Origin of the sequence: Kribbella sp. NPDC026611, from assembly GCF_040638345.1 — a bacterium.
Lineage (GTDB): Bacteria > Actinomycetota > Actinomycetes > Propionibacteriales > Kribbellaceae > Kribbella.
In genome coordinates this window covers 865,400-877,703 of the sequence record NZ_JBEZYC010000001.1, presented here as the reverse complement: position 1 = coordinate 877,703, position 12,304 = coordinate 865,400, and the positions used below count along the sequence as shown (strand labels likewise).

Genomic DNA, 12,304 nt, shown 5'->3' with positions numbered 1-12,304 from the left:
CGCGTGGAGCGGGGACGTGAAGCCTGCGGTGACGGCGTACACGACCGCTTCGCCGTCAACACGTCGAACTACTACACGACCGCCGAGTCCACCACCCGCGCGACCGAGCTCCTCCAGGCGTTAGGCGGCGGTCTTCACTACCTCATCGACACCAGCCGCAACGGCAACGGCTCCGACGGCAGCTCGTGTAACCCGGTCGGCGCCAAAGTCGGCACCCCCGCCCAGCCCGGCCCGTCCCCTGCGGACCTCTTCCTCTGGGTCCACACCCCCGGCGAATCCGACGGGGCCTGCGGCGTCACCCCGGACCTCCCACCCCGCACCTTCTCCGCCCTGCTCGCCCACCACCTCATCACCGGCACCTGAGAGGATTGCGGGAGGCATCGTCGCACCACACGACTTTTCCTGCCGCCTGCGCGGGTCGCCCAGGCGGCAGCAACAGACTGAGATACTGGCCAGGGATTTAGCAGTACACCCAGTGGGTGCCGACTTTGGTCACATCGGTTCGGCCCCAGAGGACTCCGTACGTCCACGTCGTGTCCCACCCGGTCCGATTGATCTTCTGACCACTTCCTACAGTGCCCAATATGGCACCGCTCACACTGAAGAAATAGATACGCGAGCCGTCTGTGTAGATGGTGCAGGTTTCGAATTCGGGCGTTGCCTTTGCCAGCCTGGCGGCTTCGCCGTTGATCGGGCTCGCATTCGCGGCTCCTACCGACAGGACCGAGACGGAGCCAGAGCAGCCACGGCGACGACGGCGCGCGTACACGTCCGGGCAAGTTTCGAGCTGTACATGAGTCTCCTCCGTTGTTGGCGACAGCAGAGGAAAGTCTGCTCGACCCGCACGAGCGCATCAAACCTTTCCAGCGCTGTGAAATGGCGGTTCGACGCTCACGGCGACCTTCAATACCCGTCACGGCGAAAATGTCGCAGGCAATCCGCGCACGGCCACCACTCCAAACTCTTACTTTGTCCTCTCTTTATCTCTCTTCCTTATTTCTGCGCCACCCTTCTGATCCTTCCGGTGGATAAAGCACAGCAGGTCCCGGGCTGGGCCCGGGACCTGCTGTGGGTACTGCGTGTGCTGTCGGACTACTGGATCAGAAGTCCATGCCGCCCATGTCGGGCGCGCCGCCCGGAGCGGCTGCTGCCTTCTCCGGCTTGTCGGCGATGACGGCCTCGGTGGTGAGGAACAGGGCCGCGATGGACGCTGCGTTCTGCAGCGCCGAGCGCGTCACCTTGGCCGGGTCGATGATGCCGGTGGCGATCAGGTCGACGTACTCGCCGGTCGCGGCGTTCAGACCGTGACCCGGCTCGAGGTTGCGAACCTTCTCCACCACGACGCCGCCCTCGAGGCCGGCGTTCACGGCGATCTGCTTCAGCGGGGCCTCGACGGCGGAACGCACGATCTGCGCACCGGTCGCCTCGTCACCCTCGAGCTCCAGCTTCTCGAACGCCGCCACGGACGCCTGCAGAAGAGCGACGCCACCACCGGCGACGATGCCCTCCTCGACGGCCGCCTTCGCGTTGCGAACGGCGTCCTCGATGCGGTGCTTGCGCTCCTTCAGCTCGACCTCGGTGGCCGCGCCGACCTTGATCACCGCAACACCGCCGGCCAGCTTGGCCAGGCGCTCCTGCAGCTTCTCGCGGTCGTAGTCGGAGTCCGACTTCTCGATCTCGGCGCGGATCTGGTTGACCCGGCCGCCGATCTGGTCCGCGTCGCCCGAGCCCTCGACGATGGTCGTCTCGTCCTTGGTGACGACGATCTTGCGGGCCTGGCCGAGCAGCTCCAGGTCGACGGTGTCGAGCTTGAGGCCGACCTCCTCGGAGATCACCTCGCCGCCGGTGAGGACGGCGATGTCGACCAGCATGGCCTTGCGGCGGTCACCGAAGCCCGGCGCCTTGACGGCGACGGCCTTGAAGGTGCCCTTGATCTTGTTCACGACCAGGGTCGCCAGCGCCTCGCCCTCGATGTCCTCGGCGATGATGGCCAGCGGCTTGCCGGTCTGCATGACCTTCTCCAGCACCGGGACGAGGTCCTTGATGCTCGAGATCTTGCTGTTCACCACGAGGATGTACGGGTCGTCGAGGACCGCTTCCATCCGCTCGGTGTCGGTCACGAAGTACGGCGAGATGTAACCCTTGTCGAAGCGCATACCCTCGGTGAGCTCGAGCTCGAGGCCGAAGGTGTTGCTCTCCTCGACGGTGATGACGCCTTCCTTGCCGACCTTGTCCATCGCCTCGGCGATGATCTGGCCGACCTGGGTGTCCGCGGCGGAGATCGACGCCGTCGACGCGATCTGCTCCCGGGTCGTGACGTCCTTGGCCAGCGACAGCAGCTGCTCGCTGATGGCCTCGGTCGCCTTCTCGATGCCCTTCTTCAGGCTCATCGGGTTGGCGCCGGCCGCAACGTTCCGCAGACCCTCGCGCACCAGCGCCTGGGCCAGCACGGTGGCGGTCGTCGTACCGTCACCCGCGACGTCGTCGGTCTTCTTGGCAACTTCCTTGACGAGCTCGGCCCCGATCTTCTCGTACGGGTCCTCGAGCTCGATCTCCTTGGCGATGGAGACACCGTCGTTGGTGATCGTGGGGGCGCCCCACTTCTTCTCCAGCACGACGTTGCGGCCCTTCGGGCCGAGCGTCACCTTGACGGCGTCGGCGAGGGTGTTCATTCCCCGCTCGAGGCCGCGGCGCGCCTCTTCATCGAAAGCAATCAGCTTGGGCATTCTCCGCGAGTCCTCCCGCGTCGAGTCTTGGTGGTCCAGCCGGCCAGGATGCCCGCGACGGACGGCACCGGCCGCGACGCTCATGTCCCGCCGCGCTCGGCACCTCATCGAGGCCGTCTTTCGTGCGGCACACCGGGACGAAATCTTGTCACTCTCGCCCTCGGAGTGCTAACCAAGTATTAGCACTCGACCCAAACGAGTGCAAGCCAGCCCCCCGGACCGCACCGCGGCCACGGCCTCAGGCCAGCTGGGCGATCAGGTACTTCGGGGCTGTCAGGCGCCAGGCTTCGGTGATGAGTTCCTGGACCTCCTCGTCGTCGGCCGGCTCCAGGTGGACCAGGACCCAGGCGAACCGGCCGCCGTCCCAGGACGGGGCGTAGACGTCGGGGCTCTCCGCGACCAGGGCCTCCTGTTCCTCACGGAGGGACTTCAGGTGCAGGCGGGACTCGTCCTCGGACATGTACGCGAAACTCTTCTTCCGCACCTTGAAGACGGGCTGCCCGGCCCACCCCTCGTGCTCCTCCGCCCCCGGCAACCCCTGCACCACCTTCAGCACCGCCCGCGCGTCCATCCCTCGACGGTAACCACCCCCACCGACAGTTCAGCGCTCGAGAGCACTGCCCGGCTTGGGCGGGTGGGGCACGTCAGAGGCTGGTGGCTCCGCTGCGTTGCTGACCGAGCGCGGGACCACCAGGCCACTGGACGCCAACCTGCGTGCGTCCCAGGCGGTGTCGCCCGCCTGGAGACATTCGTCGATCCGCATCAGCCGCTCAGCCGAGCCGACCACCGGCATCCCGCGGTCCTTGAGCCGAGCCATGGCATGCAGCACGGCCCCCCGTACCTCGCGTTTCATCAGGTCTGCCGGGTCCCGCCCGGTCAGCAAGCGGTCCGCCGTGTACCAGAAGTGCTCGTACTCCTCCTGCGTCTGCGGACGCGCACGCCCGTCGACGATCGCCGCCCCGACGCCGGAGCGCTCGAACCGACCGTCCCGACGATGGTTCTCGTAGAGCACGTTGCCCTCGCGATCGACGACATACAGGTCGTCCACCAGCCCTTCGTCCTCGAGCAGCTGTGCTGTGACCGGGATCAGTTCGTAGAACTGGTCATGGGTGGAGAGGTCGATCCAGCGACCGAATCCCTGCTGGTCGACCGGGTCCTGATAGCGCTGGGCGAGCCCGAGGGTGCTGTTGGCCCAGTGCATGGCGATGTAAACCACGCTGACCCGGTAGCCGTGTTCAGTGAAGCCGCCGACCCACTGCCGGGCCCGGTCTGCGTCTGCGAGTGGCTGGCTGGCCAGTACGTCGTACTGGTGGTCACCGGCGCGGAGGCGGTCGAGGCACTTGAGGTGCAACTCGGGGTGCAGGACGGCGTCGATCGCCTGGTAGTGCCCCTCCAACGGGTCTGCCCGGAGCAGCGCCTCGTACCGCGGGTGGACCAGCGCGTTGTCGTCGCCGTCGTACCTGGCCAGGCTGCCGTCGTCGAGGACCAGGAAGAGCCGGTCCTGCAGCCGGGTCTTGCCTACCGCCTGCTGGCCACCGATGAGGATCAGCCGCGGCCGGCGGCCCGCGGACCGGGACGGGAGCCTTGCTGGGACCAGCTGTGCCAGCCGTGTCCGGTGTGCGAGCTCGAGCTCGGCACGGGTCAGCCTCGCGATGCGCCTGTCGGGCAAGCACCCCTCCTCTGGTCAGAACTCGCAGAATAGGGCCCGGCCGGTTCGCGGGTGACGGAAGTTGTCAGGGGGACGGGGCCGGGGAGCCAGGGGTCGGGTCAGGGGTTGATCGGTACCGATCCCGATGTTGTGACGGCCCCGGAAACGGGAGAGTTGAGCCATGACGAACTCCAACTCTCCGTTCTCCAACCTGTCCGGCAAGATCCTCCGTCGTTCCGCCAACCAGCGGATGCTGTCCGGTGTTTCCGGCGGCCTCGCGGAGTACCTGAACGTCGACGTCACCCTGGTCCGCCTCGGCTGGGTCGGCCTGACCCTGATCACCGGTGGCGCCGCGCTCATCGGCTACGCGGTGGCGTGGATCGTGATCCCCGAGTCCGACGGCAAGGCGGTCTGGCAGAACGTCCAGCAGTCGGTGAACCAGCAGCAGCAGTCCCCCGAGGCGGACATCGCCTCCCGCATCTACGACGACAACACCAAGCCCCCGGCGGCATGATCGCCCCTGCGCCGCACCAAGGCGCAGCAAAGCAGCAGTACGCAGTAGTCCCGGCCGAAGCGGCAGGGTGACCGGTAGGGGGTCACCCTGCCCGCTCAGACGTTCAGAGCCGGCTTCTTGAGGGCAGCGACCGCCTGGTCCGGGTGGTCCGAGAAGACCCCCTGGAGCCCCAGAGCGGCATAGCGGGTCAGCTCGGTCGGGAAATCAGTAGCGGTCGGCAGGAAGCGCCGCTCCGCACGGAACGTCCATGCCTGGACCGCCAGACCGACGCGGTGCGCCTGGTCGACCAGCCGAGTCGGCTCACCCAGCCGTCCGTCTGCGGCGCGCGGGATGATCAGGTCCTTGTGCGGCGCCAGCACGTGCGCGTACGTCGCGACCTCGCGTAGCCCGTTCGGCTCGATCAGGTCGGCGTACGTCCGCCCGTCCCCGGTGCGCAGGAAGTCGTTCGGCGCGCTCTCCGAGTCGATCAGCTGGACCAGCGGCACCCGCGTCATCACCGACAGCCGGCGCAGGCTGGTCGGTTCGAACGACTGGACCATGATCTCGTCCGCGCGCAGGCCCAGCGCCAGGATCCGCTCGGTCAGCAGCTCCTCCAGCGGCAGTCCGAGCCGCCGGAAGTACGCCGGGTGCTTGATCTCCGGGATCACCCCGATCGACCGGCCGAGCCGGGCCGACTCCCGCCGGGCCAGCGCCACCACCGCGTCGAAGGTGGGGATCTCCTCGTGCCCGTCGTACGCCGTGTTGTTCGCGCGCAGCCCGGGCATCCGCTCGCGGGTCCGCAGCGTCCGCAGCTCGGCGTACGTGAAGTCCTCGGCGAACCACCCGGTGACCGCGGTGCCGTCGACGATCTTGGTGATCCTCCGGTCCGCGAAGACCGGGTGCTCGGCGACGTCCGTCGTACCGGAGATCTCGTTCTCGTGCCGGCAGACCAGGACCCCGTCGAGGGTCGGGACCAGGTCGGGCTCGAGATAGTCCGCTCCCTGGGCCGCGGCCAGCCGGTACGCCGCCGGCGTGTGTTCCGGGCGGTACCCACTGGCTCCCCGATGCGCGATCACCAACATGGATCCAGGACAGGAGACCGACATTGCCCAGCGGGAACCCGTTGCCCAACGCAAGGTGAAGGTCTACCGACCGTCACCGAATCAGCCGGGGCCTCACATTCCTGACCAGCAGGTACTGCGCGAGGCAGTACGTCGCCATCACGAGGTAACCACGCGCCGTGAAGTCATGTCCTGCCAAACCCACCCCGATGAGGGCGTCGGAGACCAGGAAGAGCGCACCACCCAGACCGGGCCGCCAGCCGTTCCAGCCGCTGGTCACCGCGGTGGCTGTCACCAGCAGCGCGTACACCGCGACCGGGATCCGGTCGTCGCCCAGCCCGGACCACAGCAGCACCAGCGCGACCGCCCAGATCACGCCGTACGCCGCTAGCACCACCAGCGACCGGCGCTGCGCGCGACGGACGAACAGAACGACGTAGCAGACATGCGCGACGCCGAACGCAGCCATGCCAGGCAGCAGGTGGTCCAGCTGCAGCAGGACGTCACCGACCCACGACGCGACCAGTGCGACGAGCACCGCGACCGGTCCGCCGGTCAGCCGGGCCCACACCGCGAGCGTGGGCATCAGCAGAGCCACCGAGACGAGCTGCAACCAGCTGATGTCGAGCGCGATCGTGATCAGCTGCGCCACGGACAGCACGGCGTAGGCGGCGCGCCAGCCGTTTGCTCTCTTCATGAGGCCGATAGTGGCGGTCCAGGGGGCCACCGGAGGTTGTCCACAGGTGCGCTTAATTCGCAGGCGACTGTCGGACGACCGACATAGCCTGAAGTCACCATGAGACAGCTTCCGATCGCCGATCCCGGCGTCCCCGACCACCGCTCGCCGACCCGCTACCTGTGGTGGGTCGCGCGGGGTCAGGCGCGCACGCTCCTGGGCGGGATGACGTTCGGCATCCTGTGGATGGCGGCGCAGGCGTTCATCCCGGCGATCCTCGGGCGGGCGATCGACGAGGGCATCGCGGGGCAGGACGGAGAGCGACTGCTGCGGTGGACCGCGCTGCTGTTCGTGGTCGGGGTGGTTCAGGCGGCGGCCGGCATCATGCGGCACCGGTTCGCGGTGACCAACTGGCTGACGGCGGCGTACCGGACGGTCCAGGTGGTGACGCGGAAGTCGGCCGAGCTCGGCGCGACGCTCCCGAAGCACCTGGCGACCGGTGAGGTGGTCAGCGTCGGTGCCGGCGACCTGTCGTACATCGGCAACCTGATGGAGATCTCGGCCCGGTTCGCCGGCGCGATCGTGGCGTTCGCCGTGGTCGCGTCGATCCTGCTGTCGTCGTCGACGGCGCTCGGCCTGGTGGTGCTGATCGGCGTACCGGTGATGCTGTTCGCGCTCGGGCCGATGCTGCGGCCGCTGCACCGGCGGCAGTCCGCGCAGCGCGAGGCAGTCGGCGAGCTGAACTCGCTCGGCTCCGACATCGTGGCCGGTCTGCGCGTGCTGCGCGGGATCGGGGGCGAGGACTCGTTCTCCCAGCGGTACCGGCGCGAGTCGCAGGAGGTGCGGCAGGCCGGCGTGCGGGTAGCCGGCATCCAGTCGGTGCTGGACGCGGCGCAGGTGCTGCTGCCCGGCGTCTTCGTGGTGCTGGTTGTTGGCCTGGGCGCACACTTCGCGCTGCACGGTCAGCTCAGCGCAGGTTCGCTGGTCGCGTTCTACGGCTACGCGACCTTCCTGGTGCTCCCGTTGCGGACCGCGACCGAGTTCGCCAACCAACTGATGCGCGGTCTGGTCGCTGCGCGTCGGGTGATCCGCGTGCTGGCGCTCCAGCCGGACATCACCGAGCCGACCGCACCAGTCCGGCTACCCGAGCGCGGTGACCTGGTCGACCCGATCTCCGGCGTACGAGCGCGGGACGGCCTGTTCACCGCGATCGTCTCGGCCGAGCCGGACAGCTACGGACCACTGGCCGACCGCCTGGGTCGGTATGACGACAGCAGCGAGGTCCGGTACGGCGGGGTCACGCTGGCCAGCGCTACCCGCGCCGACGTCCGCGAGCGGATCCTGGTGAGCGACACGGGCTCTCAGCTGTTCACGGGCACGCTGCGCTCGGAGCTGGACCCGGAGGGCCGCCGTACCGACGACGAGCTGACCGCCGCGATCCGGACGGCGTCCGCCGAAGACGTGCTGGTCGCCCTGACCGACGGGCTCGACTCCGAGGTCGAGGAGAAGGGCCGGTCGTTCTCGGGTGGCCAGCGGCAGCGATTGGTGCTGGTCCGGGCGCTGCTGGCCGACCCGTCCGTGCTGGTCCTGGTCGAGCCGACCTCGGCGGTCGACGCCCACACCGAGGCGCGGATCGCGGACCGGCTGCGCGACCACCGCTCCGGGCGGACCACCGTCGTGCTGACGGCGAGCCCGCTGCTGCTGGACCACGTCGACGAGGTCATCTTCGTCGCCGCCGGCCGAGTGGCTGCCTCAGGCAAGCACAGGGACCTGCTCGCGAGCGAGCCGCAGTACCGCCGGACCGTGACCCGTCAGATCGAGGAAGAGGAGGCCGTGCGATGAGGCAGATCCTGCCCGTGGCCGGACCGGCCGAGATCCGGCGGCACACCCGGCGGCTGGCCCGCCAGCACCCGCGGAACCTGACCATCGCGATCGTGCTGCACGCGGTCGCTGCGGTGACCGGGCTGGCGGCGCCGCGGCTGATCGGTGACCTGGTCGAGGACGTCCAGCGCGGCACGACCGCCGCGAAGGTCAACGAGGTGATCCTCGTGATCGCGGTCTTCGTGGTCATGCAGTCGCTGCTGACCCGCTGGGCGCGGTACCGGTCGTTCGCGCTGGGCGAGGAGGTGCTGGCCGACCTGCGCGAGGACTTCGTCGACAACGCGCTGGCGCTGCCGATCGGGACGGTCGAGCGGGCCGGCACCGGCGACCTGCTGACCCGGACGTCGCGGGACGTGGACACGCTGGCGCGGACGGTGCGGTTCGCCGTACCGGAGACGATCATCGCGCTCGTGACCGTGGTGTTCTCGGTCGTCGCGACGGTCCTGGTCGGCGTGTGGGTGCTGGTGCCGCTGGTCGCGATGGTGCCACTGCTCTGGCTGAGCACGAAGTGGTACCTGCGCCGCGCGAAGGACGGCTACCTCCGCGAGAACGCGGCGTACGCGCAGATGACCAGCTCCCTGGCGGAGACGGTCGAGGGCGCGCGGACGGTCGAGGCCCTCCGGCGGTACGACGACCGCGTGCGGCGCGGTGACGCGGACATCCGCGGCTCGTACCTGGCCGAGCGGTACACGCTGTTCCTCCGGACCATCTACTTCCCGGCGGCCGAGCTCGGGTACCTCGTGCCAGTCGTGGGCACGCTGCTGTTCGGCGGCTGGCTGCACCTCAACGGACACGTGTCCCTGGGCGCGGTGACGGCCGCGGTCCTGTACGTGAACCAGCTGATCGACCCGGTCGACCGGCTGCTGTCCTGGCTGGACGAGCTGCAGTCCGGCGGTGCCGCGTTCGCCCGGTTGCTGGGCATCAGCGACGTACCGGACGACCGGACGCCGTCAGGGCGCTCGCCGGATGGCGAGGTCGTGGCTGCGCGCGACGTGCGGTTCTCGTACGTCGAGGGCCGGGACGTGCTGCACGGTGTGGATCTGGTCGTCCAGCCGGGTGAGCGAATCGCGATGGTCGGACCTTCAGGTGCCGGCAAGTCGACACTGGGCCGACTGGTCGCGGGGATCCACCCGCCGCGAACCGGGTCGGTGACGGTCGGCGGCGTGGGGATGACCGAGCTGCCGCTGGACGAGCTGCGCAAGCAGGTCGCGCTGGTGACGCAGGAGCACCACGTGTTCGTCGGCACGCTGCGGGACAACCTGTCCATGGCGCGTCCGTCGGCGTCGGACGACGAACTACTGGAGGCGCTGGCGGCAGTCGACGCCCGCGAGTGGGCGCTGGCCTTGCCAGAGCGGCTGGACACGCGAGTCGGGTCCGGGCAGCTCTCGCTGACACCGGCGCAGGCGCAGCAGCTCGCGCTGGCTCGGTTGGTGCTGGCTGATCCGCACACGCTGGTGCTCGACGAGGCCACGTCGCTGATCGACCCACGTGCTGCTCGGCACATGGAGCGTTCGCTGGCTGCCGTACTGGAAGGCCGGACGGTGATCGCGATCGCGCACCGGCTCTACACCGCGCACGACGCGGACCGGGTCGCGGTGGTCGAGGACGGCCGGATCAGCGAGTTGGGCAGCCACGACGAGCTGGTCGCGCGGCAGGGGTCGTACGCCGCGCTGTGGAACTCCTGGCACGGCTGAGGGCAGACCCGCGGGGGTCTGCCCTCAGTCAGCGCTTTCGTAGTTGGAGGACTGCTGAATCGACGTGGGGTGGTGGGGTGAACGCCTTGCGCGGCAGACGTAGGCCGATCGACGGGTCGTAGTAGCGGAACCACCGGTTCGCGCCGGGCGCATCACCGCGAGCCCACCGGTTCGCCACCTGCCGCTGCAGCACCAGATCGGCCGACACCAGGCGGGAGCCCGGCGCCAGCAAGCGCTTCAGCAGCACGGTGGAGAGGTTGTACGGCGGACTCGACACCACCCGGAACGGCCGCGACGGCAACCGGAGGTCACCGGCGTCGACCTGGACCACCGTCACCGGTGCGTCCGCGAACCGCCGGCGCAACCGGTCGGCACGGCCTGGATGGAGCTCTACGGCAATCACGCGGGCGCCGGTCTGGACCAGCGGCGCGGTCAGCGCACCCAGTCCGGCCCCGACGTCGAGGACGAGCTCACCGGGTCTGATCCCGGCCGCGTCCACGACCCGTTGGGCCCAACGACTATCGAGCGGATGCCATCCCCAGGCACCCCGCGCCTGCCCGGAGGCGGGCACGACGGACCATCACGAAGTACGTAATCATGGCGCGACCCTAGACCGCCGTCGGGCTTGTTCTCAAAGCATTTTCGGCCGTGCGCCCAGGGACAGGACGGTTTCCGTCGTCCGCTCCTGGGCCAGCTCGAGCCGGCTCTTCTTCGCCACGGACCGGTCCTTGGCGAGTTCACGCCGTACGTCGAGGACCCGGACCGGGAGCACGTCGGTCATCAGAAGCGGCGCGTACTCGGCCTGCTCGGTCTTCCAGCGGTCACCGTCGCGGGTGAAGGTGAAGCGGGTCAAGAGCCCTTCCGCCTTGGTGGTGCTGGGCTCGCGGTGCGCGGCGACCAGGTTGCCGTGGCCGTAGGCGATCCACTTGCCGTCGATCTCCTGCATCGGCTGGACCACGTGCGCGTGGTGGCCGATCACCAGATCGATGTTGCTGTCGGCAAGCAGTTGCGGGCCGACCTCGCGCTGCTGGTCGTCGAGCTTGTTCGAGTACTCCGTACCCCAGTGGCAGCTGACGATCACCAGGTCCGCTCCCCTGTCGCGGGCCTCCTGCGCCTTCAGCTTGATCGTCTTGGTGCTGATCTTGGTCGCTCGCCAGGTCTCGCCCCGCGGGTACGGCAATCCGTTGAAACCAAAGGTGAAACTGAGCGAGGCGACCTTCACGCCGCCGACGTCGACGATCGTCGGCGCCTCGGCCTCGGCTCGCGTCCGCGCCGTACCCGCGTGCTTCAGACCCAGCTGGTCCAGCGTGTCGAGGGTCCGGTCGACGCCGGCGGCGCCGCCGTCGAAGCTGTGGTTGCTCGCGGTGGTGCAGAGGTCGTAGCCGGTCTGCTTGAGGGCCTTGGCGATCTGCGGCGGGCTTTGGAAGAGCGGGTAGCCGTGGTACGGACCGCCGAGCGGTGCGAGGGGTGTCTCGAGGTGGGCGATGGCCAGATCCGCCTTCTGGACAAGGGGTTTGACGCTGCTCATCAGCGGCGCGAAGTCCCAGTCGCCGTCCATCTTGGCCGTTGTCCACAAGCGTTCGTGCAGAAGTACGTCGCCGGTCGCGACCACGGTGAGCCGGTCCTTGATCGGGCCTTTGGCTTTGGCCTGTTCCTTCGCCGGGCGGGTGCCCGTGTCCGCGTACGTATCCGCGATGCACCCTGAGGTCGCGAGTGCCGCGGCCCCGGCGAGCATCCCGCCGAGTACCGCGCGTCGTCGTACCGCCATCCCAGTCCCCCAGTCCTCATCCCCCACTTGCTCTTGGAGACGCGGGTGAGGTCTGGCTGGTTGGGACGGTGATCTTTTCGTGTCCTACGCGATCAGCCCGGGTTTGCCTTCCTGGCTGTCGGCGCAGGCCTCGACGATCGCGTCGAGGGACAGGTCGAGCGTCGCGGCGACGGCGGCGACGGTGAACAGGGCCGGCGTCGGGATCCGGCCGGTCTCGATCTTGCGGAGGGTGTCGACGGAGACACCGCAGGCCGCGGCCACGTCGACCATGCTGCGCTCCCCACGGGCTTCGCGCAGCAGACGGCCGAGCTGGCGGCCGCGTTCGCGGTCCCAGCTGGACAAGGGTGGTCGGACCAT

General features: G+C 68.9%; 12 protein-coding genes. 4 read left to right on the top strand and 8 right to left on the bottom strand.

Features of this window, described 5'->3' with window-relative positions:
* Window positions 1-3: 3 nt before the first annotated feature.
* On the top strand, window positions 4-363 hold the full coding sequence (locus tag AB0E69_RS04395) for a glycoside hydrolase family 6 protein (protein ID WP_360139326.1): 360 nt from the start codon (window positions 4-6) through the stop codon (window positions 361-363).
* Window positions 364-1,100: 737 nt separating this feature from the next.
* Here AB0E69_RS04395 and groL read toward each other — a convergent pair.
* The 3 genes from groL to AB0E69_RS04380 form a co-directional block, all read right to left on the bottom strand.
* Window positions 1,101-2,726: a chaperonin GroEL gene (gene groL / locus AB0E69_RS04390; protein ID WP_360139323.1), complete on the bottom strand. Its 1,626-nt coding sequence runs from the start codon at window positions 2,724-2,726 to the stop codon at window positions 1,101-1,103.
* A 238-nt stretch (window positions 2,727-2,964) separates the two neighbouring features.
* The gene (locus AB0E69_RS04385) at window positions 2,965-3,297 is read right to left on the bottom strand and encodes an MmcQ/YjbR family DNA-binding protein (protein ID WP_360139320.1); all 333 of its coding nucleotides are present in this window, start codon (window positions 3,295-3,297) and stop codon (window positions 2,965-2,967) included.
* A 30-nt stretch (window positions 3,298-3,327) separates the two neighbouring features.
* Window positions 3,328-4,395 carry a zeta toxin family protein gene (locus tag AB0E69_RS04380; RefSeq protein ID WP_360139317.1) on the bottom strand — a complete coding sequence of 356 codons (1,068 nt, stop codon included), beginning with the start codon at window positions 4,393-4,395 and terminating at the stop codon, window positions 3,328-3,330.
* Between the two features lie 160 nt (window positions 4,396-4,555).
* On the opposite strand from AB0E69_RS04380, the gene AB0E69_RS04375 reads away from it, so the two are divergent.
* Complete coding sequence (locus AB0E69_RS04375) at window positions 4,556-4,888, top strand: PspC domain-containing protein (protein ID WP_360139314.1); 333 nt, start codon at window positions 4,556-4,558, stop codon at window positions 4,886-4,888.
* Window positions 4,889-4,983: 95 nt separating this feature from the next.
* On the opposite strand, the gene AB0E69_RS04370 is transcribed toward AB0E69_RS04375, so the two are convergent.
* Both AB0E69_RS04370 and AB0E69_RS04365 read right to left on the bottom strand, forming a co-directional pair.
* The gene (locus AB0E69_RS04370; RefSeq protein ID WP_360139311.1) at window positions 4,984-5,949 is read right to left on the bottom strand and encodes a glycerophosphodiester phosphodiesterase; all 966 of its coding nucleotides are present in this window, start codon (window positions 5,947-5,949) and stop codon (window positions 4,984-4,986) included.
* Between the two features lie 73 nt (window positions 5,950-6,022).
* On the bottom strand, window positions 6,023-6,625 hold the full coding sequence (locus AB0E69_RS04365; protein ID WP_360139308.1) for a lysoplasmalogenase: 603 nt from the start codon (window positions 6,623-6,625) through the stop codon (window positions 6,023-6,025).
* A 99-nt stretch (window positions 6,626-6,724) separates the two neighbouring features.
* Between AB0E69_RS04365 and AB0E69_RS04360 the strand changes: the two genes are divergently transcribed.
* Together AB0E69_RS04360 and AB0E69_RS04355 are read left to right on the top strand one after the other, a co-directional pair.
* Window positions 6,725-8,446, top strand: coding sequence for an ABC transporter ATP-binding protein (locus tag AB0E69_RS04360; RefSeq protein ID WP_360139305.1), 1,722 nt, complete (start codon window positions 6,725-6,727; stop codon window positions 8,444-8,446).
* Complete coding sequence (locus tag AB0E69_RS04355; RefSeq protein WP_360139302.1) at window positions 8,443-10,179, top strand: ABC transporter ATP-binding protein; 1,737 nt, start codon at window positions 8,443-8,445, stop codon at window positions 10,177-10,179. Before AB0E69_RS04360 ends, AB0E69_RS04355 begins: the two co-directional genes overlap by 4 nt.
* Window positions 10,180-10,207: 28 nt before the next feature.
* Here the strand turns inward: AB0E69_RS04355 and AB0E69_RS04350 are convergent, their stop codons facing one another.
* The 3 genes from AB0E69_RS04350 to AB0E69_RS04340 form a co-directional block, all read right to left on the bottom strand.
* Window positions 10,208-10,750, bottom strand: coding sequence for an rRNA adenine N(6)-methyltransferase family protein (locus tag AB0E69_RS04350; protein WP_360139299.1), 543 nt, complete (start codon window positions 10,748-10,750; stop codon window positions 10,208-10,210).
* Between the two features lie 60 nt (window positions 10,751-10,810).
* Complete coding sequence (locus AB0E69_RS04345; protein ID WP_360139296.1) at window positions 10,811-11,947, bottom strand: CapA family protein; 1,137 nt, start codon at window positions 11,945-11,947, stop codon at window positions 10,811-10,813.
* A gap of 84 nt (window positions 11,948-12,031) precedes the next feature.
* Window positions 12,032-12,304, bottom strand: a complete 273-nt coding sequence (locus AB0E69_RS04340) for a helix-turn-helix transcriptional regulator (protein ID WP_360139293.1) — start codon at window positions 12,302-12,304, stop codon at window positions 12,032-12,034.

Coding starts and splice junctions, on each gene's coding strand:
- AB0E69_RS04340 (WP_360139293.1), bottom strand. CDS start 12,304: ATGGTCCGACCACCCTTGTCCAGCTGGGACCGCGAACGCGGCCGCCAG.
- AB0E69_RS04385 (WP_360139320.1), bottom strand. CDS start 3,297: ATGGACGCGCGGGCGGTGCTGAAGGTGGTGCAGGGGTTGCCGGGGGCG.
- AB0E69_RS04370 (WP_360139311.1), bottom strand. CDS start 5,949: ATGTTGGTGATCGCGCATCGGGGAGCCAGTGGGTACCGCCCGGAACAC.
- AB0E69_RS04345 (WP_360139296.1), bottom strand. CDS start 11,947: ATGGCGGTACGACGACGCGCGGTACTCGGCGGGATGCTCGCCGGGGCC.
- AB0E69_RS04365 (WP_360139308.1), bottom strand. CDS start 6,625: ATGAAGAGAGCAAACGGCTGGCGCGCCGCCTACGCCGTGCTGTCCGTG.
- AB0E69_RS04355 (WP_360139302.1), top strand. CDS start 8,443: ATGAGGCAGATCCTGCCCGTGGCCGGACCGGCCGAGATCCGGCGGCAC.
- AB0E69_RS04375 (WP_360139314.1), top strand. CDS start 4,556: ATGACGAACTCCAACTCTCCGTTCTCCAACCTGTCCGGCAAGATCCTC.
- AB0E69_RS04360 (WP_360139305.1), top strand. CDS start 6,725: ATGAGACAGCTTCCGATCGCCGATCCCGGCGTCCCCGACCACCGCTCG.
- groL (WP_360139323.1), bottom strand. CDS start 2,726: ATGCCCAAGCTGATTGCTTTCGATGAAGAGGCGCGCCGCGGCCTCGAG.